Origin of the sequence: Halomonas sp. HNIBRBA4712 (genome assembly GCF_043558675.1) — a bacterium.
In the GTDB taxonomy this organism is placed as follows: Bacteria; Pseudomonadota; Gammaproteobacteria; order Pseudomonadales; family Halomonadaceae; genus Vreelandella.
In genome coordinates this window covers 142,174-168,672 of the sequence record NZ_JBIFXR010000006.1, presented here as the reverse complement: position 1 = coordinate 168,672, position 26,499 = coordinate 142,174, and the positions used below count along the sequence as shown (strand labels likewise).

Here is a 26,499-nt window from a genome sequence, read left to right as displayed (position 1 = left end):
CTGAAAGCGGTTCTTGTTTCATTCACACGTCAAAGGAAGACATCATGGCCAAGCGTAATTCAGATAGCTCTGCACGTGCCGATCAGCTCAAGAACGACCTTCGCTACCTGAGCGAAACCGTCGAAGAGCTGGTCAGCGCCACCTCCAAGGACGCCAGCGGTGAGATGCGCGGCCTGCGCGAGCGTGCCGAGCGTCGCTTGAAAGAGACCCGTTCACGTCTGGAAAGCGCCGGTGAGCACCTGTACGAAGACACCCGCGAGTCACTCTCCAACCAGGTCGACTGCTGCGATCGTTACGTGCGTGAAAACCCCTGGACCAGCATGGGCATCGGTGCCGCTGCGGGTCTGGTAGCCGGACTGTTACTCGGTCGTCGCTAATGGCGCTGGGGCCATCCCAACGCGTCTTCTCTGCCGTCAAACGCCTGCTGGGCTCGCTGGTAGCCAATAGCGAAACCCGCCTGCGTTTGGCGGTTCTCGAACTCGAGGAAGAACGCGCACGTATCGTCGTCCTTTTCATGCTGGCAGGCGCGAGCCTGCTTTTGCTGCTTTTAGGTGTTGCCACGCTAACCGCTCTGGTGATCATCCTGTTCTGGGATACCTACCGTATTACCGCCATCGTGGTGAGTGCCGGCACGCTGATCTTCTTGAGCCTGCTGTTTGCTCTGATTGCCATACGTCAGGCAAAACGGCACACCTTGTTGAAGGAGACGCTGAAGCAGCTGTCAGCGGATCGAGCGCTTCTGGAGGCCAACCAGTATGACCAAGCCGACGCAAGACGCTAAGCCCGTTCCCCCACCGAGCCGCGCCGAGCGTAAGGCTCTTCTGCTTGCTGAACTCGAGCAGCAGCGTGTCGATATCATCGTCAACAGCGACTATTTGCTCAACGTTGCCGAACCGCTGGAGCGCAATCTGAAGAGCTTCAAACTGCCGCTGTACGCCTTGGGCGGCATCGCCGCGTGGCGCCTGGTTCGCCACCCGGGCGGCGCCGTGGCGGCAGGCCGAAAGGCGCTGGCGGGTTACATGCTGTTTCGCAAGCTCAAGCTGCTGGCGAAAATCGCTACGTGATTGTCGCCTCGCTTCCCTGCTTGAAAAACCTTTCAAAAAAACGCGTGCTCTGACACGCGTTTTTTGTTCGTGGTCAGGTGAATCCCAGCGCTTCGTCGCATCAAAGCGCCTGGGCGCAGGCCACACCGCTGGCCCAGGCCCATTGGAAATTGTAGCCGCCAAGACGCCCGGTCACGTCCAGCACCTCGCCAATGAAGCGTAGCTGCGGCATGCCCTTGACCTCGAAGGTTTTCGAGGACACGGCGTCGGTGCTCACACCGCCCATGGTCACTTCGGCGGTGCGCCACCCTTCCGTGCCCGAGGGCTTGAGCGTGAATCGGTTGAGCCGCTCGGCCCAGGCCTCTAATGCCTCGTTGGAGATCTCGGCAAGCGGCGCCTGGGTCTGCGCTTGCGGATACCACTCGACCAGCGCCTGAGCAAGGCGCTTGGGAAGGTGCTCGCCGAGCCAGCTCGAAAGCAGGCGTTTGGGTGTACTCGCGCGTGCCTCCCGCAGCAGATCAAACGCGGCGCACCGGGGTAGAAGGTCGATTTCAAGCGCCTCACCCGGCTCCCAGACGCTTGATATCTGCAGCATCGACGGCCCGGAGAGCCCGCGGTGGGTAAAGAGCATCGGCTCCTCGAAGCGGTAGCCGCCGTGCTCGACGGCGACCGGTAGGCTGACGCCGGAAAGCGCTCCGGCGCGCTCCTTCCAGCTACCGCTCAAGGTCAACGGTACCAGTCCCGGGCGCGTGGGCAGCACCTCGAGGCCGAACTGGCGGGCGATCTCGTAGCCAAAGCCGCTCGCCCCGAGTGTGGGAATCGAAAGCCCACCGGTGGCGATTACCACGGCGCCGGCGTCGATGCGCCCGCGCGAGGTTTCAAGACGCATGCTCTCCCCTTCACGCTCCACGCTATCGATGCGAGTGGAGAGCGAAATCTCGGCGCCGGCCCACTCGCACTCGGTCAGAAGCAGGCGCACCATTTCCTTCGAGGAGTCGGCGCAGAAGAGCTGGCCCGGCGCCTTCTCGACGTACTCGACGCCATGACGCTCGACCAGCTCGACGAAGTGCTCCGGACGGTAGCGCTTGAGTGCGGAAATGCAGAAATGCGGGTTCTGCGAATAAAAATGCCCCGGCGCGGCATCCATATTGGTAAAGTTACAGCGGCCGCCGCCAGACATCAGAATCTTCTTGCCGGCCTTGTTGGCGTGATCCAGCACCAGCACGCGCTTGCCCGCATAGCCGGCCTGGGCGGCGCACATCAGCCCCGCCGCGCCCGCACCAATGATCACGACATCCACCGCCATACCCGATATCCTCAAGCCTGCCCAAAGCCGGCCATTCTAACAGGTATGGAGCAGCTTATTGCTTAGGGTGGCGTTTTGCCCTGTGGCCGGGTGTCAGGCGTTGCATTAAACGCCGCGCTCGAAGACTCTGCGCATTCACCGCGCGGCAGTGACCATGGCTCAACCAGCGAGACCCGCATGCCAGTGACACACCGTTTTATCCATCGGCTAAGCGCTGCGATCCTGATGATCGCGCTGGCGCCCCAGGCGCTTGCCCAGCCGCTGCCCGGCGTTATCGCCAGCCGCGCCGAACTAACCACCTGGTCGGATCCGCTCGAGGCGCTGGGCACGCTCAGCGCCGATGAAAGCGTGACCCTGGCCGCCACCGTGACCGAGCGGGTGGCCGAGATCCATTTCGAGGATGGCGAGCAGGTCGAGCGCGGGCGGCTCTTGATTCGTCTCGACGACAGCGAGGAGCAGGCGCTTTTACGCGCAGCCCGGGCGCTCGGCGCCGAACGCGGTAACGCCTTCGACCGCGCTCAGCAGCTTCAAAACCGTAACCTTGCCGCCCGCGCCGATGTCGAGGATAGCCAGGCACGGCTCGACCAGGCCCGCGCCCAGGCCCAGGCGATCGAAGCACAGCTTGCCAACTACCGCCTTTACGCGCCCTTCGATGGCCGGATCGGCTTTCGTGACGTGAGCGTTGGCGCGCTGGTTACGCCAGGCATGGCGCTGGCCACACTCGACAAGCTCGATGTCATGAAGCTCGACTTCAGCGTGCCCGAGGTGTTTCTTGGCCGCCTCTCGCCGGGGCTGACCCTTACGGCCACCACCGCCGCCTACCCGGACGACGTATTCAGCGGTGAGATCGCCACCATCGGTACCCGCGTCGACCCGGTGACGCGAAGCGTCGAGGTGCGCGCCAGGCTTGATAACCCCGAGTCGCGCCTGCGCCCGGGCATGCTGATGGAGGTCACCGTACGCCAGCGCCTGCGCGACGCCGTGGTCATCCCCGAGGCGGCGCTGGAGCCCAGCGGCGACCGCCACGCCGTCATGCTGCTCGAAGGTGATACCGAGCCGTATCGCCTCGTACAGCGCCCGGTCGTGATCGGCGAGCGCCGCTACGGCGAAGTCGAGATTCTGGAGGGGGTCAGCGAGGGCGACCTGGTCGTGGTCCACGGGCTGCAGCTTGCCCGCGACGGGCTCGAGGTGCAGCTTTTGGGCGTGGTCGACGACGACACCGGCGTGCGCGCAATACTCCAGGAAGGCCGCCGATGAAGCTTTCCGACATTTCGGTTCAGCGCCCGGTGCTCGCCATGGTGATCGCCGCGCTGATCATCGCCTTTGGCGTGTTGGCGCTCGAGCGGCTGCCGCTTCAGGAGTACCCCACCGTCGACCCGCCGATCGTGAGCATCGACACCCGCTACCCCGGCGCCTCGGCGAGCGTGGTGGAAACCCGCATCACCCAGATTCTCGAGGACCGCATCGCCGGGGTCGAAGGAATCGAGCTGATCACCTCGCAAAGCGAGGATGGCCGCTCGCGCATCGAGATCGAGTTCGCCCTCACCATGGATATCGACGCCGCGGCCAACGATATCCGCGACCGTATTTCCGGGGCGCTGCGCAATCTGCCCGACGACGCCGACAACCCGGAGGTCACCAAGGCCGACAGCAGCGAGGAGATCGTCGTCTGGCTGAGCCTCTCCGGCGCCGACTACTCGATCACCGAGCTGACCGACTACGCCAACCGCCAGCTGGTCGACAGCCTCTCGGTGCAGCCCGGCGTTGCGCGCATTCGCGTGGGCGGCGGGCGCGACTACGCCATGCGCGTGTGGCTCGACCGCAACGCCTTGGCCGCCCGCGGTTTGACCGTCGGCGATATCGAAAACGCCCTGCGCGCCGAGAACGTCGAGCTGCCCGCGGGCTCGCTGGAATCCGCCGACCGCCAATTCATCGTGCGCTTGCCGCGCGCTTTCGCCACCGCCGACGACTTCAAGCGCCTGGCCGTCGACCAGGGCGAAAACGGCTACCTGGTACGTTTGGCCGACGTTGCCCGGGTCGAGGTCGGCTCGGTGGAGGACCGCTCGGTGTTTCGCGCCAACGGCGTGCCGATGGTGGGCCTTGGGGTGATCATGCAGTCCACTGCCAACGTGCTGGCGCTTTCTGAAGCGGTGCAGGCGGAGCTCGAGCGGCTTCAAACCACCCTGCCCGACGGCATGGAGCTGAGCCTTAACTACGACGCCTCTACGTTCGTCTCTGGCGCTATCGAGCAGGTGGTATCGACGCTGTTCATCGCCATGGGACTGGTGGTCGTGGTGATCTTTCTGTTTCTGGGCAATCTACGCACGACGCTGGTACCGGCGGTGACCGTACCGATTGCGGTCATCGGTGCCTTTACCGCGCTTGCGGTCATGAACTTCTCGATCAACCTGCTCACGCTGCTGGCGCTGGTGCTGGCGATCGGCCTGATCGTCGACGACGCCATCGTGGTGCTCGAAAACATCAACCGGCGCATGCACGACTACGGCGAGACGCCGCTGGTCGCCGCCTACCGCGGCACTCGCCAGATCGGCTTTGCAGTGATCGCGACGACTCTCGTGCTGGTGGCGGTGTTTCTACCCTTGAGCATGCTCCAGGGCGACATCGGCCGGCTGTTCTCGGAGTTCGCCCTGACCATGGCCGCAGCGGTCGTGTTCTCGACGCTTTTGGCGCTGACGCTCACGCCGATGATGGCCTCGAAGATCTTGAAGCCCGGCATGCACGATAGCCGCGTCGGTCGCGCCGTACAGCGGCTCTTGAACGCCAACCAGCGCCTTTACCGGCGCGTGCTGCTGGCCACGCTGCGCCTTCGCTGGCTGGTGGTCGCCCTGTTTCTGGGGCTGATCGCGGCGACCGTCTGGCTTGCCGCGATGCTGCCAAGCGAGTACACCCCCCAGGAGGATCGCGGCAACTTCATCGTGCTGGTCAACGGCCCCGAAGGCGCCACCTTCGATTACATGATGGACTACATGGACGAGATCGAAGCGCGCCTCGACCCGTTTCTGGAAAGCGGCGAGTTCGAGCGGGTGGTGGTGCGCGCCCCGCGCGGCTTCGGCAACATCGAAAACTTCAACAGCGGCTTTCTGATCATCGACATGGCGGATTGGGGCGCGCGGCGAAGCGCCTGGGAGGTCATGGGTGAGGTGCGCGAAACGCTTTCGACCCTGCCCGGCGTACAGGCGTTTCCGGTAATGCGCCAGGGCTTTGGCCAGCGCACCGAGAAGCCACTGCAGTTCGTGCTCGGCGGCGGCTCGTTCGATCAGATCGCCGAGTGGCGCGATACCCTGATCGAGCACGTGCGCCAGGACAACCCGCGCCTGACGGCGCTTGAGAGCAATTATGACGAGACCCAGCCTCAGCTGCGGGTGGATATCGACTACGCTCGCGCCTCGGCGCTTGGCGTCACGGTCAGCGAGATTGGTCGCACCCTCGAGGTGCTGCTCGGCGGGCGCAACGTGACCCGCTACGTGGATGATGGCGAGGAGTACGACGTGATTCTCGAAGGCGATCGGGCGCGACAGAATAGCCCGCGGGCGCTGGACAGCATTCAGGTACGCTCGAGCCGAAGCGGGGAATTGATTGCGCTTTCGAGCCTGGTGACGCTGTCGGACTTCGCCGGTGCCAGCACGCTCAACCGCTTCGATCGGGTACGCGCGATCACCATAGAGGCCAACCTGGCCGACGGCTACACCCTCGGCGAGGCGATCGATTACATGCAGCAAAGCGCCGATGCGCTCTTGCCCGAGGCCGCCCAGACCAACCTGGCCGGCCCCTCGCGTGATTATCAGCAGGCCAGCGGCGCCACCACGTTCCTGCTGGTACTCGGCGCGGTGGTGGTGTTTTTAGTACTGGCGGCGCAGTTCGAGAGTTTGATCCACCCTTTCGTGATCATGCTGACCGTGCCGCTGGCCATGAGCGGGGCGCTTCTGGCGCTGCTTCTGACCGGCCAGTCGCTCAATATCTACAGCCAGGTGGGATTGGTGCTGCTGATCGGGCTGGCGGCGAAAAACGGCATTCTGATCGTCGAGTTCGCCAACCAGCTGCGCGACGACGGCGCGGCGTTTCGCGACGCGCTCATCGAGGCCTCGGTGACGCGGCTTCGCCCGATCCTGATGACTGCGATCACCACCATGGCCGGCGCGGTGCCCCTGATTCTCTCGACCGGGCCAGGCGCCGAGTCGCGGCTGGTGATCGGCACGGTGATCATGGCCGGCGTCGGCGCGGCGACGATCTTCACGCTGCTGGTGGTGCCGGTGGCGTATGACCTGCTCGCCCGCCACACCGGCTCGCCCAATGCGGTCAAACGACGCCTGGAGGCCGAGATCGACGCCTTCGAGCGCTCGAAGTAACCCTGCGCGCTACGAAAAAAGGCGCCTGAAAAGGCGCCTTGTTCGATCACGTCAGGCGTATCAGCCGCACTCGCCGACCCGCTCGCCTTCGATCACGGTGTCCATGGTCAGCGCGCCCATCGGCGACTCGGTGAGAATCGTTACCGTGCCGTCGATCTGCTCACCCATAAAGCGCATCTCGCCGTCGATGCTCGCCTGGCCGCCGTCGGCGCTGCAGGCCATGCTGTAGGTGATGCCATCGGCATTCATATCCTGGTCGAGCAGCTCACAGCCCTGCTCCTCCTGGATCAAACCAAACTCGGCGCTATCGAGCTCTTCCTGGGTGATGCACTGGCGCTCGGTTTCGGTTTGATCCGGAATGTCCATGTCACCGCTGACGCTGGTCACGCTGGTGAATTCCCACTCGCCCGGTGTCACGTTCGGCGTCTCGGCCAGCGCACTCATCGGGAAGGCCAGGGCGGCCGCTACTGCCATGTAACGTATCATCATCGTCCTCTCACTCGGTTGATTCATAAACGCCACCATCCTAACCGATTCGCCGCGCGGATGCGCGCCTGCGCTCTGCTACACTGAAGGCACTCTCACCTACCGACGTCAGGAGCCCGCCATGGACGATGAAGCGCTCATCGAACACGCCTTCGACTGCCCCTACTGCGGCACGTCGCTCACTTTCATCATCGACACCTCCCAGGGCAGCCACACCACCTGGGAGGATTGCCACCGCTGCTGCGCGCCGATTCAGGTGCAGGTGGTGATGTCGCCGATGACCGGCGAGGTCGAGGCGATCACCACCGGGCGCGACGACGACGTCCTCTGATCAAAACGCGCCTTATTCGCCGCCCTGAGCCTTTCGATTCAGCGCCAGGCGGCGCTTTTCGCTTCGGCGCATGACGAACCAGGCTAAAAGCGTCGCCAGCGACACCACCAGAATGATCAGCGTGGCCAGCGCGTTGATCTTCGGCGACACCCCCAGACGCACCGAGGAGAACACCACCATCGGCAGCGTGTTGGCCCCGGGGCCAGAGACGAAGCTTGCTATCACCAGGTCATCCAGCGACAGCGTAAAGGCGAGCAGCCACCCGGCGACCAGCGCCGGCGAGATCACCGGCAGCGTGATGCTGAAAAACGTCTTCAGCGGCGGCGAACCCAGATCCATCGCCGCTTCCTCGATCGAACGGTCCATCTCGCGCAGCCGTGCCGCGACCACCACCGCTACATAAGCGCTGCAGAACGTGGTGTGGGCGATCCAGATCGTCGCCATACCGCGGTCCGCCGGCCAGCCGGTGAGCTGGGCCATCTGCACGAACAAAAGCAGAAGCGAGAGCCCGGTGATCACCTCGGGCATTACCAGCGGTGCCGTGACCATGCTCGAAAGCGCGGTCTTGCCACGAAAGCGCCCGAAGCGGGTCATCACGAAAGCCGCCACCGTGCCCAGGCACACCGCCATGCTGGCGGCGAAAAAGGCGATTTCCAAGCTGGTCCACACCGCGGCTAGAATCTGGCGGTCGCGAAACAGTGCCCCGTACCACTCGGTGGAGAATCCTGCCCACACGGTGACCAGACGCGAGGCGTTGAAGGAGTAGACCACCAGCACCAGCATCGGCAGGTAGAGAAACACGAGCCCCAAAACGAGCATCACAGTGGTGAACGACGGTACGCGCGACGTCTTCATTGTTCGAGCTCCCGGGACTGGTAGCGGTGAAACCACACGATGGGCACGAGCAGCAGCGCCAACATCACCATGGCGAGCGCCGAGGCGACGGGCCAGTCGCGGTTCAAGAAGAACTCCTCCCACAATACCTTGCCGATCATCAGCGTATCCGGGCCGCCGAGAAGCTCCGGAATCACGAACTCTCCTACCGCCGGAATGAACACCAGCATCGAGCCTGCGATGATGCCGCCCATGGAGAGCGGCAGCGTCACCTTGATAAAGGTATTGAGCTTGCGCGAACCGAGATCCGCCGCCGCCTCCAAAAGCGCGTTATCGAGCCTTGTCAGGTGCGCGTAGAGCGGCAGCACCATGAACGGCAGATAGGCGTACACGATACCGATCACCACGGCGAACTGGGTGTTCATCATGCGAAGCGGCGCGTCGATCAGCCCCAGGCCCAACAGCAGGTTGTTGATCAGCCCGCTATTGCTGAGAATGCCCATCCAGGCGTAGACACGGATCAGAAACGACGTCCAGGAGGGCAGCATCACCAGCAGCACCAGCACCAGTTGCCAGCGAAGTGGCGCCCGCGCCATGGCGTAGGCCATCGGGTAGCCAATCAGCAAACACGCCACCGTCGAAATGAACGCGGTCTTGATCGAGCCCCAATAGGCCGCAACGTAAAGCGAATCCGACAACAGAAACAGATAGTTGCCCAGGTTCAGAAAGACGTGCAGAGTCTGGTTGGTGTACTCGAGAAGCGGCCCGAAGGGCGGGATCGCCACCATCGACTCCGACAGACTGATTTTGAGCACCAGCGCAAAGGGCAAAAGAAAAAACAGCGTCAGCCATAAAAGCGGCAGCGCGATGACCGCGCGCCGACCCAATTGCAAACGCTTCATGCGCGCGGCGAACGTAAGCGACTTCATCAAGGGCGCTCTCCTGACTCCACGCTCATCGATTGAGCACGATGGCGCTGTGATCTTCCCAGTACACGTAAACGTCGTCCTCCCAGGTGGGGCGGTCGCCGCGACGCTCGACGTTGGCCATGCTCGCTTTCACCATCTGGCCTGAGGCGGTACGCACGTAGTAGAGCGAGTAGCCGCCGAGGTAGGCGATATCGTCGACCTTGCCCGCCTCCCAGTTGTAGGCGCCTTCGGGCTTCTCGCGGGAGAGCCAGATCTTCTCCGGACGCAGCGCCGCCCACACCCGCCGGTCCACCGCCTGGGTGGTGATGCCGTGGTCGATGTAGATCGGCCGCGACAGCGCCGGCGTTTCGATGGTGCAATGATCCGCCGCGTCCTCGACGATCTCGCCTTCGAACAGATTTACCGTGCCGACGAACTCCGCCACCATGCGACTCGCCGGGCTCTCGTAGATATCTACCGGCGAGCCCACCTGCTCGATCCAGCCGTCGGCCATGATCGCCACGCGGTCTGCCATGGTCATCGCCTCCTCCTGGTCGTGGGTGACCATGATGCAGGTCACGCCGACCTGCTCGATGATCTCGACCACCTCGAGCTGCATCTCGGTACGAAGCTTCTTGTCCAGCGCCCCCATCGGCTCGTCGAGCAGCAAGAGCTTGGGCCGCTTGGCCAGCGAGCGCGCCAGCGCTACCCGCTGGCGCTGGCCACCGGAGAGCTGGTGCGGTTTGCGCTTAGCGAAGCGCTCCATGTGCACGAGCTTCAACATCTGTGCCACGCGCGCGTCGATATCCGCCTTCGAGAGCCTGTCCTGCTTCAACCCAAAGGCGATGTTCTGCGCCACGTTCATGTGCGGAAACAGTGCATAGGACTGAAACATCATGTTGATCGCGCGCTTGTGCGGCGGGGTCCGGGTAATGTCTTCGCCACCAAGCAGAATGCGGCCCTCAGAAGGCGTCTCGAAACCCGCCAGCATGCGTAACAGCGTCGACTTGCCGGAGCCGGAGCCGCCCAGCAGCGCGAAGATCTCGCCACGCTTGACCTGAAGGTTGACCGTATCCACCGCCAGCGCGTCGTCGAAGCGCTTGCTCAGGCGCTTGACCTCGAGCACGACGTCTTCGGCAAAGCGCGGGGTCTTGCCCGGCGCGCGGGTGGCACCCGGCACCAATGAGGCGTCATTCGACTGAGGCGTCGTGACCATGCACCACTCCCATCAATGGCCCGAGGGTACGGGCCTGAAACGAAAAGAGCGGGCAGCCAGGCTGCCCGCCGCTCTGGGCGTCTTATCGGCCGGATTTGACGCGGTTCCAGATACGCGTGCGCACGCGCTGGAACGGCTGGGGCATGTCGCGGGCAACGTAGAGATTCTGCATGACCTCGGTTTCCGGATAGATCGCCGGGTCGCCCAGGATCTCTTCATCGAGGTAGGCGTCGGCCGCCGAGTTGGGGTTGGCGTAGCTGACGTAGTCGGTGATCTCGGCGGCGATTTCCGGGTCGAGAATGAAGTCGATGAAGGCGTGGGCGTTATCCACGTTCGGCGCATCGGCGGGAATCGCCATGACATCGAACCAGAGCGCGGCGCCCTCTTTGGGAATGCTGTAGCCGATGGTGAAGTCGCGGCCCGCTTCCTCGGCGCGCTCGGCGGCCTGGAATACGTCGCCGGAGTAGCCGCCGGCCACGCAGATGTCGCCGTTGGCGAGATCGGAAATATAGCGGGAGGAGTGGAAATAGGTGATGTCGTCACGCACTGCGGCGATCGCTTCGCCGGCGGCTTCGAGATCGTCGGTATTGTCGCTGATCGGGCTCAGGCCCAGATATGCCATCGCTGCGGGTAGCATCTCTTCGCCAGAGTCGAGCATCGAGATCCCGCAGCCAGCCTCCTTCAGCGCGCCGGTGATCTCCGGGTCGAAGAGCAGCGCCCAGCTGTTCACCGGAGCGTCGTCGCCCAGAATCTCCGTGACCCGATCGACGTTGTAGCCGATACCGTTGGTACCCCACATGTACGGCACCATGAACTCGGTGGTCGCATCGATGGTCTCGAGATTCGCCATCAGCTCCGGATTGAGGTTATCAAGGTTGGAGAGCTTCGACGCGTCGAGCGCCTGGTAGACGCCGGCTTGGCGCTGGCGCAGGAAGAAGTGGGACGAGGGCACCACTACGTCGTAACCGGAGCGGCCGGCGAGTAGCGCAGCGTCGAGGGTTTCGTTGCTATCGTAAACGTCGTAGACGACGTCGATGCCGGTACGCTCGGTGAACTTGGCCAGCGTTTCCGGCGCGATGTAGTCGGACCAGTTGTAGATCCGCACTTCATCAGCGTGGGCGTTCGCCGCTACGACACAAGAAAGCGCCGTAACGGCCGCTGCGAGTTTGTGGATGTGCCCCATCAGGTTTGCTCCTCGTTCCAATCGTGATAACCCCTGCATTCGCGTCAAGTAGCGCCATTAAAGGCGCCACTCCTCAAATTAGCACCTGCGCGCCGTCAAACAATTTTCGAGCGAAGAATTTTGCGCGGGCGGCCATCCCATCGCAAGGGCTAAAGGGGAAAATTGTTGCAATGCGCCACCCACGCCCCCACTTAAGCGGTGCGTCTCGCTGTGGCAGGTACGGCGGGCGGGCGGCGAATGTCACTGCGCAAGCGACAGCTCAATGATAGGAGATCGCTATAGATTGAATGTTTTTTCTCAATTTTAGCTATCAGGCATTCGCCGTTAGTATAATACCTGTCTTTTCAAGTCATCATCCATCCGATACGGAGACGAGCTCAATGTCCATGATCAACACCGAAGTAAAACCCTTCAAAGCAACCGCTTACCACAATGGTGAGTTCATCGACGTTACCGACGCCGACCTGAAAGGTCAGTGGTCCGTATTCTTCTTCTACCCGGCCGACTTCACCTTCGTCTGCCCGACCGAGCTTGGCGACTTGGCCGATAACTACGACGCGTTCAAGAAGCTGGGTGTGGAAATCTACAGCGTTTCCACCGACACCCACTTCACCCACAAGGCATGGCACGACAGCTCCGAGACCATCGGCAAGCTCCAGTACCCGATGATCGCCGACCCGACGCTGAAAATTTCGCGCAACTTCGAAGTACTGATCGAAGAAGACGGCCTTGCCGAGCGCGGCACCTTCGTTGTCGACCCGGATGGCAAGGTTCAAATCGTCGAAATCAACGCCGGCAACATCGGCCGTAATGCCGAAGAGCTGCTGCGCAAAGTGAAGGCCGCTCAATACGTTCGTGAAAACCCGAACGAAGTGTGCCCGGCCAAGTGGAAGGAAGGCGAAGAGACCCTCGCCCCGTCACTGGATCTCGTCGGCAAGATCTAACGCTTGGCGTGTTCACGCTAACCGCTTAGAGGTTACCGATGGACCAGCCCTGCACCCGGGCGTATGCCCGGGTGCCTCGTTTCAAGGGTCTCCGAACGCGCGAAGCCCACTTCCCTGACACGACACCCTTCTCCCGCTCGCCCTTTTCATGGTGAGTCGGTCGAGACATTTTCAAGCCGATTGCGAGGAACCACGGTCATGTTGGACGCGAATTTAAAAAATCAGTTGAAGGCTTATCTGGAAAAGGTGACTCAACCGTTCGAGATCGTTGCGTCCCTCGATGACGGTGCCAAATCCAAGGAGCTGCTCGGTCTGCTCGAAGACATCAAGAGCCTGACCGACAAGATCACTCTGCACACCGACGGCCGCGACGAGCGCACCCCGTCGTTTGCCATCAACCGCCCCGGCGAAGAGACCGGCGTGGTGTTCGCCGGCATCCCCATGGGCCACGAGTTCACGTCCCTGGTGCTGGCCCTTCTGCAGGTCGGTGGTCATCCACCCAAGACCTCCCAGGAGACGCTGGACCAGATCAAGGCGCTCGACGGCGAGATGCGCTTTGAGACCTACTACTCGCTTTCATGCCAGAACTGCCCGGACGTGGTCCAGGCGCTGAACCTGATGGCGATCTTCAACCCCAATATCCAGCACGTAGCCATCGACGGCGCGCTGTTCCAGGACGAGGTCGAAGCGCGCGAAATCATGTCGGTGCCGAGCGTTTATCTCAACGGCAAGCCCTTCGATCAGGGCCGCATGACGATCGAACAGATTCTCGCCAGGGTGGACACCGGGGCCGCCGAGCGCGACGCCAAGAAGCTCAGCGAAAAGGCAGCGTTCGATTCGCTGATCATCGGCGGGGGCCCCGCCGGCGCCTCGGCGGCGATCTACTCGGCGCGCAAGGGCATCAATACCGGCATCGCCGCCGAGCGCTTCGGCGGTCAGGTGGTCGATACCCTGGGTATCGAGAACTTCATCTCGGTCTCCTACACCGAAGGGCCGAAGCTGGTCGCGGCACTCGAGCAGCACGTCAACGACTACGAAGTCGACGTGATGAACCTGCAGCGCGCAAGCCACTTCAAGGCCGCCGAGGTCGAGGGTGGGCTTCATGAAGTGACGTTCGAGTCCGGCGCCACGCTCAAGAGCAAGACTTTGGTACTGGCCACCGGCGCGCGCTGGCGCGAAATGAACGTGCCCGGCGAGCGCGAGTACCGCAACAAGGGCGTGGCCTACTGCCCCCACTGCGACGGCCCGCTGTTCAAGGGCAAGCACGTGGCAGTCATCGGCGGCGGCAACTCCGGCGTCGAGGCGGCGATCGATCTCGCCGGTATCGTTGGCCACGTCACGCTGGTCGAGTTCATGGGCGAAATGCGCGCCGACGCGGTGCTGCAGAAAAAGCTCAAGAGCCTGCCCAACGTTGATATCATCCTGAACGCCCAGTCCACCGAGGTGACCGGCGACGGCAGCCGCGTGAATGGCCTGACCTACAAGGACCGCAACACCGACGAGACCAAACACGTCGCACTCGAGGGCATTTTCGTCCAGATCGGCCTGGTGCCGAACACCGAGTGGCTAAAAGGCTCGCCGATCGAAATGTCGCCCCGCGGTGAAATCATCGTCGACGCCCACGGCATGACTTCAGTGCCTGGCGTATTCGCCGCGGGTGATGCCACCACCGTGCCTTACAAGCAGATCGTCATCGCCATGGGCGAAGGCGCGAAGGCCTCGCTCGGCGCGTTTGATTATCTGATTCGCAACTGATCTGACTGGCAACCATGTAGTTCAGGGGGCGTTGCGCCCCCTGCATTTTATCAACGTCAAGGACCGTGACGTTCTGCCCGCTCTGCGGGCTTTTTTTTGCACACGTGTAGTCATGCAATGAAACGGTTGTTGCCTGCCCTGGTTAGACGTCACCCGGCATCGAGCTGGCATCGCCTTGCGCTTTCGTTTCTGGCGTCAAATAGTGCAACAAATACGCCACGAACCCGGAAAGATAGTGCTCGACGTCGTCGATGCGCGCGCGAAAGCTGTGGTGGCGAATGAAGAAGCTGCCTTCGATGCGCTCCGGGCGCTTGAAGAACATCGCGAACTCGGGCCAGAAATGGCCGTTGAGCAGGTAGTGAGCGCGCGTCTCAAGCGCCCGGTAGAAGTGCTCGAGATCGATCAGTTCCAGCAGATGGCGGTGCCCGGGTGCGGCTTGTAGGCGTTTGATCATCTTGTGCGCCGCCATCATCAGCTCGAGAAGCGTCGGGAAGGTGGTGATCCGCTGTTCCACGAAGTCGAGATACCCCGCCACGTTCTGCAGCCCGAAGCGGTAGTAGCGCTCGTCCGGGCGGTAGAGAGTGAGCTCGTTGACGCAGTAGCTCAGCCAGTGGTCGTGGGCGCGCCAGTGCTCCTTTTCGATGAAGTACTCGAAGGCGCGCTCGACCACGGCGAGCCAGCGGGCGTCCTTCGTTAAACCGTACAGGCGCATCAGCCCGAACGCCGCTTCGCCGTCGTAGTAGATGATGCGAAACGCTTCCTTGACGCTCAAATCAGTGGCGTTGAGGACGTGGTTGAAACCGCCGCTTTCGAGCTGGCACTGGCGGATGCCCAGCGCCACCGCTTCCATCAGCGCCAAATACTGCCGGTCGCCGGTGAGCTCGGTGTATTTCGACAGGGCCAGCAGCGTGACGCCGCTGCCGCCGACCTTGATCTCGCCGTTGTCTTCCAGAAGATACGCCACCTGCTCGCCGCGGTGCTCGAAACGTTTCAAAAGCCGCTGGGTGAGGTGCGAAAGCGCCGCGTCGATGGCGCGCTTGAGCGTCTCGCTTTGGGTTACCTCCCAGGCCTCGAGCATACTGTAGATACTGCTGGCATGTCGCAGGGTGTTGTAACCGTTCACCTGGCGGTCGAAACAGGGGTGCAAACCGTAGATGAAACGCCCGCTGGGCTCGACCTGGTCGGCAAGAAAACGGCTTGCGCGCTCGATCAGCGTGCGCGTGATCTCCGGCGTCAGCCGCTCGATGAGTCGCCGGCCGGTATCGCGCCCTTCCCGGCCGCCGCTGTAGCCGTGCAGGCGCTGGGTGGGCTCGTCCGCCGCGACCAGAAGCGCCGCGGTGGTGAAGGTATAAACCGGCCTGTCGGCGCTAAAATCGAGCCCGATGTCAGCACCGAAGCGCTCGCGGGCGTAGCGCCGGAAGTTCTTTTGATTGAGCTCGGCGTGGGGCACCTTGACGCCCTGGTAGAGCATGGCGTTGGCGTTTAGCTCCTGCTCGAGAAAGGCGCGCTCGCAGCCGTCATCCAGCGCGATGCCGCGGCGAAAGTAGTTACGCTTGTGTTTCTTGAGCTCGGCGGCCAGCCCTTGCCAGGTGTACTCAACGAGCTCGCGGGTCCAGTCCAGGCGCAGCCAGCGCACCGGGGCCGCTTCACTCAACCGTTTGGAAAGCGCTTCGCTCAGCCGCTGCCAGTGCTCGCCGTCGGCCACCCCTGCGGCGTTGACCACGACCGCGCGATGGGTGGCGTCGGTGACGGAAACGAACAGATGAAGCGGCGCCGGCGGCGAGCCGCCTAACGCCTCGTCGAGTGCGGCACGGGCGCGCTGGAGCGCCTCGCTCAGCGCCACCGCTGGGGCATCGCCCCGCTCGGAGGGCGCTTTTACTACCGGCACTCTGAACGCCGGCGCCGCCGTTTTCTTCTTTTGCGCGCGCTGGGCGCGCCGGGCCTGACCGAGGCTTTTCGAGCGGGAGGATTTCGCCATGGTTCACCTGTTGTCGTTATACAAGCGCATGTTGCCGTAGGCGCCGCTTCAGTTATCGCGGCCCGCAGACCGGGCAGGCCGGGTCGCGCGGCACCTGAAAATGGCGCCAGGTACCGCTGAGCGCGTCAAAGGTAGAGAGCCCGCAGTGCACCTGGCCGGCGCCGCTCAAGAGCTTGAGCGCCTCCAGCGCCTGAAACGTGCCGATCACGCCGACCAGCGGCGCGATGACGCCGCTTTCGGCACAGCTTAACGCCTCGTCGTCGCCATCACCGGGCGGGTAGAGACAAGCGTAGCAGGGGCTCTGCTCATCGCGCGGGTCGAACACGGCGAGCTGGCCGGAAAAGCGAATCGCCGCGCCGGAGACCAGCGGCACGCCGGCTCGCTGGCAGGCAGCGTTGATCGCGTAGCGGCTGGAGAAGCGGTCGGTGCAGTCGAGCACCACGTCACACTGGGTGGCGAGCGTGGCGAGCTCGGCGTCGTTCAGGTGGCGCTCGATCGCGGTGATCTGGCACGCGGGGTTGAGCGCGGCCATGCTGTCGCGCGCCGAGGCCGCCTTGTTGCGGCCAAGGTCCGCGCTCTGATGAGCGATCTGGCGCTGAAGATTGGAAAGCTCGACGCTGTCGGCATCGGCGACGGTGATCCGCCCCACCCCTGCGGCGGCAAGATACAGCGCCACTGGCGAGCCAAGCCCGCCGGCGCCAACGATCAGCGCGCGGGCGTCGAGCAGGCGCTGCTGGCCCTCGATATCGACCTCATCGAGCATGATCTGGCGGCTGTAGCGCAAAAGCGCCTGGTCATCCATCATGAAAAGCGCTCCTCGAATTCGCCAGGCTCCGGCACGTGCAGCCCAGCGCCTGGCTTGACCTCTTCCATCACGACGTAGCTCTTGGACTCCTTGACCCCGGGGAGCTTGAGCACCACGTCGCCCAGCAGTTGCCGGTACGACGCCATTTCCGGAATCCGGCACTTCAGAATGTAGTCGAACTGACCTGACACCAGGTGGCACTCCTGAATCTGCGGCAGCGTTTGTACGGCGCGACGAAACTCGTCGAACACCGTCGGCGACTGGCTCTCGAGGCTGATCTCGACGAACACCACCAGATTCGCCCGCAGCGCCTGAGGGTCGAGCAGCGCCTGGTAGCCGCGAATCACCCCGGCGCGCTCCAGCCGTTTGACCCGCTCGAGGCACGGCGTGGTCGAAAGCCCGACTTCGGCGGCGAGATCGACGTAGGAGATGCGCGCGTTATCCTGCAATACGCGCAGAATGCGCAGATCGATGCGGTCCAGTGCTCTGCTTCTGGCCCTCATGTTTGCTTCACTCGTTGCACCCTCTCTTCCACCCACGCTGCCTCTACCGCCCGGCCGAGCGTCACCCGCTCATGCTCGCCCAGATCCTTCAGGCTCTCGACCTCCGTATAGCCCGCCTCGATCAGCGCCTGGCGCACCAGCGGCGCCTGGCGGTAGCCGTGCTCGAGCATCAGCCAGCCGCGATCGAAAAGATAGTCACGGGCCTGGCGCACCAGGTGGAGCAGATCCGCCAAGCCCTCATCAGCGGCCACCAGCGCCGAACGCGGCTCGAAGCGCACGTCGCCTTGTGCCAGGTGCGGGTCCGCCGCATCGATATAGGGCGGGTTGCTGACGATGAGATCGAAGCGGGAGGCAGGCTCGACCGGCGCCAGGGCGTCGAACCAGTCGCTCTGGGCGAAGGTGGCGTTATCAAGCCCCAGCCGCGCGGCGTTGCGGGCGGCGAGCGCCACTGCCTCATCACGCAGATCGAGCCCGCTCACCTGCCAGCCCGGGCGCTCGCTTGCGAAGGCAAGCGCAATCGCGCCGGTGCCGGTGCCGAGATCGAGAAAGCGCCCACTTTTGCCTGCGCGCGCAAGCGCCGCCTCGACCAGGGTTTCGGTGTCGGCGCGGGGAATCAGCGTGTGGCGCGAGGTCAAAAGCGAAAGCCCCCAGAAGGCGCGCTCGCCGGTCAGGTACGCCACCGGCTCGCCCTGGGCGCGAGCAGCGATCAACGCCTCGAAGCGAGCGCGCTCCCAGCCGACGCAGTCGCGATCGCCCCAGGTGTAGAGCCAGGCGCGCTCGCGGCCGGTGGCGTGGGTCATCAAAAGCTCGGCGTCGATTCGGGGCGTGGGCGAGCCGGCAAGCTCCAGGCGCTGCGCGGCCGCACGGAGCAGCGCATCGAAGGTCATCACGCGTCCTGAAGTGCCGAGAGCTGCTCGGCCTGGTACTCATGAATCAACGGCTCGACCACCTCATCGAGCTGCTCGCCGCTGACCACATCCAGCAGTTTGTAGAGCGTCAGGTTGATGCGGTGGTCGGTGACGCGCCCTTGGGGGAAGTTGTAGGTGCGAATGCGCTCGCTGCGATCGCCGGAGCCCACCAGCGAGCGGCGGGCGTCCGCCTGCTCCTGGCGCTGGGAGTCCACGGCGTTGCGTTTGAGTTTGGCGGCGAGCAGCGACATCGCCTTGGCGCGGTTCTTGTGCTGGCTGCGCTCCTCCTGGCACTCGACCACCACGCCGGTGGGCAGGTGGGTGATGCGGATCGCAGAGTCGGTGGTGTTGACGTGCTGGCCGCCGGCGCCGCTGGAGCGGTAGGTGTCCACGCGAAGATCAGAGGGGTTGATGTCGATGTCGCCGACATCCTCGACCTCGGGCATCACCGCCACGGTGCAGGCGGAAGTGTGAATGCGCCCCTGGGACTCGGTGGCGGGCACGCGCTGCACGCGATGCGCGCCGGACTCGAACTTGAGCCGGGCGTAGACGCCCTCGCCCTTGACCCTGGAGATCACCTCTTTATAGCCGCCCTGTTCGCCGTGGCTGGCGCTGACCACTTCCACCCGCCAGCCGCGCTTTTCGGCGTAGCGGGAATACATGCGAAACAGGTCGCCGGCGAAGATCGCCGCCTCGTCGCCGCCGGTGCCGGCACGCACTTCCAGAAACACGCCGCGCCCGTCGTCCGGGTCCTTCGGCACCAGCAGGCGCTTGAGCTCGACCTCGAGCGTTTCCAGCTGCTCGCGGCCATCAAGAAGCTCCATCTCGGCCAGCTCGCGCATCTCCGGGTCGCTGTCGCCGCTCAAGGCCTCGGCGGTGGCGATGTTCTCCTCGACCTCGCGGTAGCGCTGCCAGGCCGCGACCAGCGCTTCGAGTTCGGCGTACTCGCGGGAGTAGTCGCGAAAACGCGGCTGGTCGATGATCACGTCGGGGTCGGAAAGCAGCATGGCCAGCTCTTCAAAACGGTCGGCAAAGCTGTCCAGCCGTTGGCGCAACGTCTCTTTCATGCGGGCGAATCATCCTTCTGGCGTTTAGCCGAGGGCGCAGGCTTCTCAAACGCGGGTTTTGGGGGAAGCAGAACGCGCGGCGCCGCACTCAGCACTTCATGGTTTTCTCGGGAGGCCGCTTCACGCAGCGCAAGCGTGGGCTGGTGCATGAAGCGGTTGGCCAGCTGGTGGGCCAGGCGCTCGACGACCTTCGCCGGATCCTCGCCGCGGGCAAGGCGCTCGAGGGCCTGGTCGCGGCTTTCGTCGCGCATCGCCTCGCCGTGACGGCGGTAGTCGCGAATCAGCTCACCGCCGTCGCGCACCCGGCGCTCCTGCTCCCAGCTGACCACGCCGTGCTCGATCAGCGACTCGGCTTGGTCGGCGGCGACCTGGCGATGGCGACGGTTCTCCTCGATCACCTCCTCGAGGTCATCGACGGTGTAAAGGAACACGTCGGCAAGCTCGCCCACCTCGGGTTCGATATCGCGCGGCACGGCGATATCGACCATGAACACCGGGCGGTGGCGGCGTTTTTTCAGCGCTCGCTCGACCATGCCCTTGCCCAGAATCGGCAGCGGCGCGGCGGTCGAGGAGATGACGATATCGGCGCGCTCCAGCGCGTCGGGAATTTCCGGCAGTGTGATCGCCTCGCCGCCCAGCGGCCCGGCGAGTGCCTGAGCGCGCTCGCGAGTACGGTTGGCCACGGTCAGCTTGCGCACGCCGGCCTCGCTCAGGTGGCGCGCTACCAGCTCGATGGTTTCGCCGGCGCCGATCAAAAGCGCGCTCGCCCGGCCGAAGTCGTCAAAGATCCGGCTGGCCATGCTCACCGCGGCGTAGGCGACCGACACCGGGTTCTTGCCGATGCCGGTTTCGGTGCGCACCTGTTTGGCCACGGCAAAGGTGTGCTGGAAAAGTCGCTCGAGCTCGCCGCCCAGGCCCTTCGCGCTGCGCGACTGCTGGTAGGCTTCCTTCAACTGACCGAGAATCTGGGGCTCGCCCAGCACCATAGAATCGAGCCCCACGGCCACCCGCATCAGGTGGCGGGCGGCGGCGGCGTCGATATAGTGGTAGGCGCAGCGCGAAATCTCCTCGACCGCCAGGCCGTGAAAGCGGCCGAGCCAGTCGAGCACCGTCCTTTCACCGGCTTCGTCGGTGACGCAGTAAAGCTCGGTGCGGTTACAGGTGGAAAGCACCGCCGCTTCGCTCACGTGCGGCAGGCAGCGAAGCTCGCCCAACGCACTTTCGAACTGCGCGGGGGTAAAGGCTACCTGCTCACGTACGGCCACGCTGGCGGTACGGTGATTGATTCCCAGGGCAAGAAGCGTCATGCGTTAGGCGTCTTCGCTAGTGATTCGGTCGTCAATGAACATTGGCTCGACTCTCTGGCGGGCGAGTCCGTTTCTCGAAAGATTCGAGTCTCGAGAAGGCCGGTCAGCGTCTTGGAAATTGCGCTGACACGTATCGTTTTCAAGGTGTAGCATTCTACCACAAATCGCCCTGTTCGGGTGTCACCACTTTGCCGCAGGCCAGCAAGCCGCTATGCTGACAATTCGGCCACTTGATTGAGATACGCATGCCCTTTCGCGCGACATTACCGGGGTTACCCCACTGGCCTCTGGCGCTGACGCTGCTGATAAGCGGCTGCCAGGCGACGCCCCAGGGCTCGTATAGCGGCCTGCCGATCTTCGTAGACGACTCGATGGCTTCCGCCCCGCCCATTACCCGGGGGCTCGACGCCGAGGGTCTGCGCACGCTCTTGACCGCGGAGATGGCCGGCCAGCGCGGTGACTTCACTCGCGCAAGCCAGGGGTATCTGGCTGCCTCACAGCGCTACCCGGTAGCGGCACTGGCCGAACGCGCGACCTTCGCCGCGCGCTTTGGCAACGACACCGCGCTGATGGAGACCTCGGCGCTTCGCTGGCGCGAGCTCGCCCCCAGCGCTCAGGGGCCGAATCAGTTCCTCGCGACCCTGTCGCTTCAGCGCGGCGACTGGCTCGATAGCCTGGAGCAGCGCTTGGCCATCGCTGCCGCCGGTGGCAATGCCGATATCGCCACCTTCGCCGAGCTCGCCGTAGCCGAACAGGCGCCGCTGGGCCTGCTGGTGCGCCCATTACGCGACTATCTCGACGACAACGTCATGATCGCCCCGACCGAAGCCGAGCTCGAAACGCACACCGACGTGCTGCTCGGCACGGCGCTCATGGAGGCGGCGCTTGGTAACACCGCTCAGGCCCGCGCGCGGCTCGACCAGGTCGCCGATCAGGCGCCAGCGTCCGAGGCGCTATGGCTCGCCCGCGCCCGGCTAGCGCTGGAAACCGGCGACCACCAGGCCGCCCGCAGCGCCGCCCGCCAGGGACTGCTGCTCGCCCCAAACGACGTGCGCTTCATCCTGATGCTGACCCAGGCCAATATTCGCCTTGGCAACATCACCGCGGCCGAGGAGCAGACCGACGCACTGCTCGAGCGCCACGGCGGCGGGCTCGAACTGCGCGTGGCGCTGGCCCAGCTCTACCTGGAAGAGGGTCATCCGGCACCCGCCTACCGGTTATTGCAGCCGCTGATCGGCGAGGAGGACATTCCGGATCTCGCTTACTACCTGCTCGGCGCGATTGCCCGGGCCGAAGGCGACATCGACGACGCCCTGCTTTACTACCGCCAGGTACGTGAAGGCAGCGAGTTCCTGCCCGCCCGCGCCAGCGCCGCGCAGATGCTGATCGAACAGGACCGGTTGCTCGACGCCCGCGCCTTCTTGCGCATCGAGCGCATGCGCCACGACACCTACTTTAGCGACCTGGTGCTGCTGGAGGTCCAGCTGCTCGACGGTCTCGGCCTGAGCGGCGAAGCCGAAGCGCTGATCGACCGGGAACTTGCGCGCACTCCCGCCGACACCACCCTTCGCTACCTGCGGGCGATGCGCGCCTTCGAGCGCGGCAATCTTGACGCCATGGAGCGCGACCTGCGCGAAGTCATTCGCTTGGAGCCCAACAACGCCAACGCGCTCAACGCGCTGGGCTACACCCTGGCCGACGCCTTCCCACCGGCCAGGCTTTCCGAGGCGCGCGAACTCATCGAGCGCGCCTACCAAATCGAGCCAGGCAACCCGGCGATTCTGGACAGCATGGGCTGGGCCTACTTCAAGCAGGGCGAACCGGAAGAGGCACTCGCCTGGCTCGAAAGTGCCTTTGCCCAGATGCCGGACCAGGAGGTCGCCGCCCACCTGGCCGAGGTGCTGCACGCACTTGGCCGCACCGAGGAGGCCCGGGGAATTCTTCGCCGCTTTCAAACCGGGCCTGGCGGCACCCCGGCCATCGACGAGCTGCTAAGCCGCCACCCGGAGCTAGGCGCTCTTTAGATCAGCGCAACGCTACCTTACCCCTTCCATTCTGAAGGAATCAGTCTGAAGGAATCAGAATGCACCACCGACACGGAGTTTCATCATGTTGACCCACCGCTTGAACGGCTCATTTTTCGAAGGCTGCGCCCGCCCGGCGCGTGCCCTGCTCGCCGGCGCCGCACTCATGGCGCTGGCCGGTTGCGCCACCCAAAGTGCAATGATGGACGAAAGCGGCCGCCAGGCCGGCCAATGGGAGCGCCAACAGCAGGCCGTCGAAGCGTTCGACAGCTGGACACTGGTGGGCAAGGCGGGTCTGCGCACGCCCCAGGAAACCACCAGCGCCAACCTCGACTGGAATCAGACGCCTTTCTATTTCCGTATGCTGATCAGCGGCCCCTTCGGCGGCGGGCGCAGTGTGCTCGAAGGCCGCGAAGGCCGCTTCTCGCTCACCACCGGCGAAGGCCGCTTCGAGGCCGAAACACCGGAGGCGCTGATGCAGGAGCAGCTTGGCTGGTCGCTGCCGGTACGTGCCATGCCGGACTGGGTACGGGGGCTTCCGGGCAGCGACTCCGACTACGCGCTCGACACCGACGAGCTCGGCTTTCCCACGCGTCTCGAGCAGGATGGCTGGGAAGTCGTCTACCGCGACTGGGAAGAGGTCGATGACCTGTGGCTGCCGCGGCGTTTGGTCATGAATTATGACGACGTGCGCATCACGCTCATCGTCAACCAGTGGCGCCCGCGCGACGAGCAGGAGTAAGCGGTGAGTAACGCACCCACACCGGGGCCGCTCACCCTTCTGGCGCCGGCCAAGCTCAACCGCCTGCTACACATTACCGGGCGCCGCGAGGATGGCTACCATACGCTGCAAACGCTGTTTCAGCTCGTCGACCTGACTGATTCGATCACGCTCACGCTGCGCGACGATGGCGAGATCACCCTGAGCAAGCCGGTCGAAGGCGTTCCCTTCGATGACAACCTGATGGTGCGCGCCGCGCGCAAGCTTTACCCCTACCGCCGGGATTCACGACTCGGGGTCACTCTTGCCATCGACAAGTGCCTGCCGATGGGCGGAGGCCTGGGCGGCGGCAGCTCCAACGCCGCCACGGTGCTTTTGGGGCTCAATCGGCTTTGGGGGCTTGGGCTTTCCAACGAGCGGCTGGCCGACATCGGGCTTGCGCTTGGTGCCGACGTGCCGGTGTTCGTCCACGGTCACAGCGCCTGGGCCGAGGGCGTGGGAGAACGGCTTACGCCGGTCACTCTGGACACACCTTGGTTTGTGGTGATTCACCCGGGGGTGAGCGTGTCGACCCCGGCGATATTCCAGGACCCGGAATTGACACGCGCAAGCCGCCCCATTACTATGGCGCGCGCACTGCAGGGGGGAGCGGCTACGTGGCGTAACGACTGTGAAGACACGGTCAAAAAACGCTATCCGCCGATCGCTTGTGCGCTCGAGTGGCTGGAGCAGTTCGCACCCGCTCGCGTGACCGGCACCGGGGCATGTCTGTTTGCAACCTTTGCAAACGAGGATGCCGCCAGATCGGTCGCCGACCAGGCGGGGCAGCGCTACAAGACGTGGGTAGCGCGCGGGCTCAACACCTCTCCTCTACACGATGCGCTGGGCCGCTAACCGCGCCCCATCATACGTTGGGTCATTGCTGGGGTATCGCCAAGTGGTAAGGCACCGGTTTTTGGTATCGGCATTCCCAGGTTCGAATCCTGGTACCCCAGCCAGCCCGATGATCTATCGTTTTCTCCCCTGACTCCCCAACACTGCAAAGGTGGCTGCACGTGTCAAAATTGATGGTTTTCACCGGGAACGCCAATCCCGAACTCGCTCACAAGATTGCTGAAAGCCTGGACAGCCGGATGGGCAACGCAACGGTGGGTCAGTTCAGCGATGGCGAGATCGCCGTCGAGATCAATGAGAACGTGCGCGGCAAGGATGTCTTCATTCTTCAGTCCACCTGTGCCCCGACCAACGACAACCTGATGGAATTGATCCTGATGGTGGATGCGCTGCGCCGCGCCTCGGCGACGCGCATCACGGCGGTCGTGCCCTACTTCGGCTATGCTCGTCAGGATCGCCGCGTACGCTCCGCCCGCGTTCCCATCTCGGCCAAGGTCGTGGCCGACATGATGGTGAAAGCCGGCGTCGACCGCGTTATGACGATGGACCTGCACGCCGACCAGATTCAGGGCTTTTTCGACGTGCCGGTGGACAACGTCTACGGCTCGCCGATTCTGCTCGACGACATCGAGCGCCAGAACTACGACGACCTGGTCGTAGTGTCGCCGGACGTCGGCGGCGTGGTGCGCGCGCGCGCCATCGCCAAGCAGCTCAATGCCGATCTCGCCATTATCGACAAGCGTCGCCCCCAGGCCAACCAGGCCCAGGTGATGCACATCATCGGTGAGATCGAAGGCCGCACCTGCGTGGTGGTCGACGACATGATCGATACCGCCGGTACGCTGTGCAAGGCCGGCGAAGCGCTCAAGGATCACGGCGCCGCCCGCGTGGTGGCCTACGCCACCCACCCGATCCTGTCGGGCCCGGCGATCGATAACATCACCAACTCCGTGCTCGACGAAGTGGTCGTGGCCGACACCATTCCGCTGGCCGAGCACGCGCGGCGCAGCGGCAAGATTCGTCAGCTCAGCGTTGCCGGGCTGATCGCGGAAGCGATTCGCCGGGTCAGCAACGAAGAATCCGTCAGCGCGATGTTCCACTAATCGCTCTCGCGAATGCGGACACTGCCTGACGCTATAGCCCCCATCCGGGGCCCTGAAAGCGTCGTCGACTGGTCGCGGTCGGCGGGGCTTTCCTACTTAAACCACGAGGGACCAACATGTCCGATTTTACCTTGAAAGCCGACGTTCGTAACGACCTGGGGAAAGGTGCGAGCCGCCGCCTGCGTCGTGCGAACCAGCAAGTACCCGCCGTGATCTACGGTGGCGAAAAAGCGCCGCAGTCCATCGCCGTCGAAAAGACCGCCTTCTACAAGGCGATCGAAGACGAGTCCTTCTTCTCCTCGGTCATCACGCTTGACGTGGCCGGCCAGCAGGAGCAGGTTGTAGTACGTGACCTTCAGCGTCACCCCTACAAGCCGCTTCTGACCCACGCCGACTTCATGCGCGTTGACGCGACTCACGAAATCACCATGAACGTGCCGCTGCACGTCGTGGGCGAAGAACAGTGTGTCGGCATCAAGGAGCAAGGCGGCGAACTGCACGTACTGAACACCGAAGTGGCGATCAGCTGCTTGCCGAAGGATCTGCCGGACTACCTGGAAATCGACATCAGCAAGGTCGAGCTGGGTACTACCCTGCACCTGTCCGATCTGACCCTGCCGGCCGGCGTGACCTCCGTCGACCTGGCCCACGGTGAAGAGCACGACCACGCCATCCTCAACATCACCGCGATCAAGGATCGTGTTGAAGAAGAGGACGAAGGCGAAGCGGGCGAAGGTGAAAGCGAAGAAGGCAGCGCCGAATAAGCGCCGCCCGACCCGCTACCCGTGCAGATTGGGCCATGCCCGCATGGCCCAT

General features: G+C 63.9%; 25 protein-coding genes and 1 tRNA gene. 14 read left to right on the top strand and 12 right to left on the bottom strand.

Features of this window, described 5'->3' with window-relative positions; genetic code table 11:
- The first annotated feature begins 44 nt into the window (after positions 1-44).
- From ACGK9R_RS13035 to ACGK9R_RS13025, 3 genes are read left to right on the top strand one after another with little or no spacing between them, the layout of a single operon-like run.
- A complete protein-coding gene (locus ACGK9R_RS13035) occupies positions 45-377 on the top strand; it encodes a YqjD family protein (protein ID WP_252109116.1) in 333 nt (110 codons plus the stop codon).
- Positions 377-781, top strand: a complete 405-nt coding sequence (locus ACGK9R_RS13030; RefSeq protein WP_394581893.1) for a phage holin family protein — start codon at positions 377-379, stop codon at positions 779-781. Before ACGK9R_RS13035 ends, ACGK9R_RS13030 begins: the two co-directional genes overlap by 1 nt.
- The gene (locus ACGK9R_RS13025) at positions 756-1,064 is read left to right on the top strand and encodes a hypothetical protein (protein WP_394581892.1); all 309 of its coding nucleotides are present in this window, start codon (positions 756-758) and stop codon (positions 1,062-1,064) included. Before ACGK9R_RS13030 ends, ACGK9R_RS13025 begins: the two co-directional genes overlap by 26 nt.
- Before the next feature lie 100 nt (positions 1,065-1,164).
- Here the strand turns inward: ACGK9R_RS13025 and ACGK9R_RS13020 are convergent, their stop codons facing one another.
- Positions 1,165-2,349: an NAD(P)/FAD-dependent oxidoreductase gene (locus ACGK9R_RS13020; RefSeq protein ID WP_394581890.1), complete on the bottom strand. Its 1,185-nt coding sequence runs from the start codon at positions 2,347-2,349 to the stop codon at positions 1,165-1,167.
- 225 nt (positions 2,350-2,574) lie between these two features.
- Between ACGK9R_RS13020 and ACGK9R_RS13015 the strand changes: the two genes are divergently transcribed.
- Positions 2,575-3,606 carry an efflux RND transporter periplasmic adaptor subunit gene (locus ACGK9R_RS13015; RefSeq protein ID WP_394582038.1) on the top strand — a complete coding sequence of 344 codons (1,032 nt, stop codon included), beginning with the start codon at positions 2,575-2,577 and terminating at the stop codon, positions 3,604-3,606.
- Positions 3,603-6,716, top strand: a complete 3,114-nt coding sequence (locus ACGK9R_RS13010; protein WP_394581888.1) for an efflux RND transporter permease subunit — start codon at positions 3,603-3,605, stop codon at positions 6,714-6,716. The genes ACGK9R_RS13015 and ACGK9R_RS13010 overlap by 4 nt, the downstream gene beginning before the upstream one ends.
- A gap of 60 nt (positions 6,717-6,776) precedes the next feature.
- Here the strand turns inward: ACGK9R_RS13010 and ACGK9R_RS13005 are convergent, their stop codons facing one another.
- Entirely contained in the window at positions 6,777-7,205 is a 429-nt protein-coding gene (locus ACGK9R_RS13005; protein ID WP_394581887.1) for a DUF3617 domain-containing protein, read from the bottom strand.
- Between the two features lie 118 nt (positions 7,206-7,323).
- Between ACGK9R_RS13005 and ACGK9R_RS13000 the strand changes: the two genes are divergently transcribed.
- Entirely contained in the window at positions 7,324-7,533 is a 210-nt protein-coding gene (locus ACGK9R_RS13000; RefSeq protein ID WP_394581886.1) for a CPXCG motif-containing cysteine-rich protein, read from the top strand.
- Positions 7,534-7,545: 12 nt separating this feature from the next.
- Here ACGK9R_RS13000 and ACGK9R_RS12995 read toward each other — a convergent pair whose 3' ends face one another.
- The 4 genes from ACGK9R_RS12995 to ACGK9R_RS12980 form a co-directional block, all read right to left on the bottom strand.
- The gene (locus tag ACGK9R_RS12995; protein WP_394581884.1) at positions 7,546-8,388 is read right to left on the bottom strand and encodes an ABC transporter permease subunit; all 843 of its coding nucleotides are present in this window, start codon (positions 8,386-8,388) and stop codon (positions 7,546-7,548) included.
- Positions 8,385-9,296 carry an ABC transporter permease subunit gene (locus ACGK9R_RS12990; protein WP_394581882.1) on the bottom strand — a complete coding sequence of 304 codons (912 nt, stop codon included), beginning with the start codon at positions 9,294-9,296 and terminating at the stop codon, positions 8,385-8,387. The genes ACGK9R_RS12995 and ACGK9R_RS12990 overlap by 4 nt, the downstream gene beginning before the upstream one ends.
- A gap of 25 nt (positions 9,297-9,321) precedes the next feature.
- Complete coding sequence (locus ACGK9R_RS12985; protein WP_394581880.1) at positions 9,322-10,491, bottom strand: ABC transporter ATP-binding protein; 1,170 nt, start codon at positions 10,489-10,491, stop codon at positions 9,322-9,324.
- 82 nt (positions 10,492-10,573) lie between these two features.
- Positions 10,574-11,674 (bottom strand): polyamine ABC transporter substrate-binding protein, encoded by a 1,101-nt coding sequence (locus tag ACGK9R_RS12980; protein WP_394581878.1) that lies wholly within the window; start codon positions 11,672-11,674, stop codon positions 10,574-10,576.
- A gap of 380 nt (positions 11,675-12,054) precedes the next feature.
- Here ACGK9R_RS12980 and ahpC point away from each other — a divergent pair, with 380 nt between their 5' ends.
- Entirely contained in the window at positions 12,055-12,618 is a 564-nt protein-coding gene (gene ahpC, locus ACGK9R_RS12975) for an alkyl hydroperoxide reductase subunit C (protein WP_394581876.1), read from the top strand.
- A gap of 198 nt (positions 12,619-12,816) precedes the next feature.
- Positions 12,817-14,373 carry an alkyl hydroperoxide reductase subunit F gene (gene ahpF, locus ACGK9R_RS12970; protein ID WP_394581874.1) on the top strand — a complete coding sequence of 519 codons (1,557 nt, stop codon included), beginning with the start codon at positions 12,817-12,819 and terminating at the stop codon, positions 14,371-14,373.
- Positions 14,374-14,515: 142 nt separating this feature from the next.
- Here the strand turns inward: ahpF and ACGK9R_RS12965 are convergent, their stop codons facing one another.
- From ACGK9R_RS12965 to hemA, 6 genes are read right to left on the bottom strand one after another with little or no spacing between them, the layout of a single operon-like run.
- Positions 14,516-16,351: a hypothetical protein gene (locus ACGK9R_RS12965; RefSeq protein ID WP_394581873.1), complete on the bottom strand. Its 1,836-nt coding sequence runs from the start codon at positions 16,349-16,351 to the stop codon at positions 14,516-14,518.
- Positions 16,352-16,403: 52 nt separating this feature from the next.
- A complete protein-coding gene (locus ACGK9R_RS12960) occupies positions 16,404-17,156 on the bottom strand; it encodes a HesA/MoeB/ThiF family protein (RefSeq protein ID WP_394581871.1) in 753 nt (250 codons plus the stop codon).
- The gene (locus ACGK9R_RS12955) at positions 17,153-17,659 is read right to left on the bottom strand and encodes an Lrp/AsnC ligand binding domain-containing protein (RefSeq protein ID WP_394581869.1); all 507 of its coding nucleotides are present in this window, start codon (positions 17,657-17,659) and stop codon (positions 17,153-17,155) included. The genes ACGK9R_RS12960 and ACGK9R_RS12955 overlap by 4 nt, the downstream gene beginning before the upstream one ends.
- Positions 17,656-18,546 carry a peptide chain release factor N(5)-glutamine methyltransferase gene (gene prmC / locus ACGK9R_RS12950; protein WP_394581867.1) on the bottom strand — a complete coding sequence of 297 codons (891 nt, stop codon included), beginning with the start codon at positions 18,544-18,546 and terminating at the stop codon, positions 17,656-17,658. Before prmC ends, ACGK9R_RS12955 begins: the two co-directional genes overlap by 4 nt.
- A complete protein-coding gene (prfA, locus tag ACGK9R_RS12945; RefSeq protein WP_394581865.1) occupies positions 18,546-19,634 on the bottom strand; it encodes a peptide chain release factor 1 in 1,089 nt (362 codons plus the stop codon). Before prfA ends, prmC begins: the two co-directional genes overlap by 1 nt.
- Positions 19,631-20,941 carry a glutamyl-tRNA reductase gene (gene hemA / locus ACGK9R_RS12940; RefSeq protein ID WP_394581863.1) on the bottom strand — a complete coding sequence of 437 codons (1,311 nt, stop codon included), beginning with the start codon at positions 20,939-20,941 and terminating at the stop codon, positions 19,631-19,633. Before hemA ends, prfA begins: the two co-directional genes overlap by 4 nt.
- A 245-nt stretch (positions 20,942-21,186) precedes the next feature.
- Here hemA and ACGK9R_RS12935 point away from each other — a divergent pair, with 245 nt between their 5' ends.
- From ACGK9R_RS12935 to ACGK9R_RS12910, 6 genes are all read left to right on the top strand, one after another.
- Positions 21,187-22,965, top strand: coding sequence for a tetratricopeptide repeat protein (locus tag ACGK9R_RS12935; protein ID WP_394581862.1), 1,779 nt, complete (start codon positions 21,187-21,189; stop codon positions 22,963-22,965).
- 85 nt (positions 22,966-23,050) lie between these two features.
- Positions 23,051-23,707, top strand: coding sequence for a lipoprotein insertase outer membrane protein LolB (gene lolB / locus ACGK9R_RS12930; protein ID WP_394581860.1), 657 nt, complete (start codon positions 23,051-23,053; stop codon positions 23,705-23,707).
- Between the two features lie 3 nt (positions 23,708-23,710).
- Positions 23,711-24,580: a 4-(cytidine 5'-diphospho)-2-C-methyl-D-erythritol kinase gene (gene ispE, locus ACGK9R_RS12925; RefSeq protein WP_394581858.1), complete on the top strand. Its 870-nt coding sequence runs from the start codon at positions 23,711-23,713 to the stop codon at positions 24,578-24,580.
- 29 nt (positions 24,581-24,609) lie between these two features.
- Positions 24,610-24,684: transfer RNA gene (locus tag ACGK9R_RS12920), tRNA-Gln, on the top strand.
- Between the two features lie 57 nt (positions 24,685-24,741).
- Positions 24,742-25,683 carry a ribose-phosphate pyrophosphokinase gene (locus ACGK9R_RS12915; protein WP_394581856.1) on the top strand — a complete coding sequence of 314 codons (942 nt, stop codon included), beginning with the start codon at positions 24,742-24,744 and terminating at the stop codon, positions 25,681-25,683.
- Positions 25,684-25,799: 116 nt separating this feature from the next.
- Positions 25,800-26,447, top strand: coding sequence for a 50S ribosomal protein L25/general stress protein Ctc (locus ACGK9R_RS12910; RefSeq protein ID WP_394581854.1), 648 nt, complete (start codon positions 25,800-25,802; stop codon positions 26,445-26,447).
- Positions 26,448-26,499: the final 52 nt, after the last annotated feature.

What these genes read in the sequence shown, in the direction of transcription:
- ahpC (WP_394581876.1), top strand. Translation starts at nt 12,055, where the DNA reads ATGTCCATGATCAACACCGAAGTAAAACCCTTCAAAGCAACCGCTTAC.
- ACGK9R_RS12935 (WP_394581862.1), top strand. Translation starts at nt 21,187, where the DNA reads ATGCCCTTTCGCGCGACATTACCGGGGTTACCCCACTGGCCTCTGGCG.
- ACGK9R_RS12995 (WP_394581884.1), bottom strand. Translation starts at nt 8,388, where the DNA reads ATGAAGACGTCGCGCGTACCGTCGTTCACCACTGTGATGCTCGTTTTG.
- prmC (WP_394581867.1), bottom strand. Translation starts at nt 18,546, where the DNA reads ATGACCTTCGATGCGCTGCTCCGTGCGGCCGCGCAGCGCCTGGAGCTT.
- ACGK9R_RS12965 (WP_394581873.1), bottom strand. Translation starts at nt 16,351, where the DNA reads ATGGCGAAATCCTCCCGCTCGAAAAGCCTCGGTCAGGCCCGGCGCGCC.
- hemA (WP_394581863.1), bottom strand. Translation starts at nt 20,941, where the DNA reads ATGACGCTTCTTGCCCTGGGAATCAATCACCGTACCGCCAGCGTGGCC.
- ACGK9R_RS12980 (WP_394581878.1), bottom strand. Translation starts at nt 11,674, where the DNA reads ATGGGGCACATCCACAAACTCGCAGCGGCCGTTACGGCGCTTTCTTGT.
- lolB (WP_394581860.1), top strand. Translation starts at nt 23,051, where the DNA reads ATGTTGACCCACCGCTTGAACGGCTCATTTTTCGAAGGCTGCGCCCGC.
- ACGK9R_RS13000 (WP_394581886.1), top strand. Translation starts at nt 7,324, where the DNA reads ATGGACGATGAAGCGCTCATCGAACACGCCTTCGACTGCCCCTACTGC.
- ACGK9R_RS12990 (WP_394581882.1), bottom strand. Translation starts at nt 9,296, where the DNA reads ATGAAGTCGCTTACGTTCGCCGCGCGCATGAAGCGTTTGCAATTGGGT.
- ahpF (WP_394581874.1), top strand. Translation starts at nt 12,817, where the DNA reads ATGTTGGACGCGAATTTAAAAAATCAGTTGAAGGCTTATCTGGAAAAG.
- ACGK9R_RS12960 (WP_394581871.1), bottom strand. Translation starts at nt 17,156, where the DNA reads ATGATGGATGACCAGGCGCTTTTGCGCTACAGCCGCCAGATCATGCTC.
- ACGK9R_RS13020 (WP_394581890.1), bottom strand. Translation starts at nt 2,349, where the DNA reads ATGGCGGTGGATGTCGTGATCATTGGTGCGGGCGCGGCGGGGCTGATG.
- ACGK9R_RS13005 (WP_394581887.1), bottom strand. Translation starts at nt 7,205, where the DNA reads ATGATGATACGTTACATGGCAGTAGCGGCCGCCCTGGCCTTCCCGATG.
- ACGK9R_RS12910 (WP_394581854.1), top strand. Translation starts at nt 25,800, where the DNA reads ATGTCCGATTTTACCTTGAAAGCCGACGTTCGTAACGACCTGGGGAAA.
- prfA (WP_394581865.1), bottom strand. Translation starts at nt 19,634, where the DNA reads ATGAAAGAGACGTTGCGCCAACGGCTGGACAGCTTTGCCGACCGTTTT.
- ACGK9R_RS13025 (WP_394581892.1), top strand. Translation starts at nt 756, where the DNA reads ATGACCAAGCCGACGCAAGACGCTAAGCCCGTTCCCCCACCGAGCCGC.
- ACGK9R_RS13010 (WP_394581888.1), top strand. Translation starts at nt 3,603, where the DNA reads ATGAAGCTTTCCGACATTTCGGTTCAGCGCCCGGTGCTCGCCATGGTG.
- ACGK9R_RS13035 (WP_252109116.1), top strand. Translation starts at nt 45, where the DNA reads ATGGCCAAGCGTAATTCAGATAGCTCTGCACGTGCCGATCAGCTCAAG.
- ACGK9R_RS13015 (WP_394582038.1), top strand. Translation starts at nt 2,575, where the DNA reads ATGATCGCGCTGGCGCCCCAGGCGCTTGCCCAGCCGCTGCCCGGCGTT.
- ACGK9R_RS12955 (WP_394581869.1), bottom strand. Translation starts at nt 17,659, where the DNA reads ATGAGGGCCAGAAGCAGAGCACTGGACCGCATCGATCTGCGCATTCTG.
- ACGK9R_RS12985 (WP_394581880.1), bottom strand. Translation starts at nt 10,491, where the DNA reads ATGGTCACGACGCCTCAGTCGAATGACGCCTCATTGGTGCCGGGTGCC.
- ACGK9R_RS13030 (WP_394581893.1), top strand. Translation starts at nt 377, where the DNA reads ATGGCGCTGGGGCCATCCCAACGCGTCTTCTCTGCCGTCAAACGCCTG.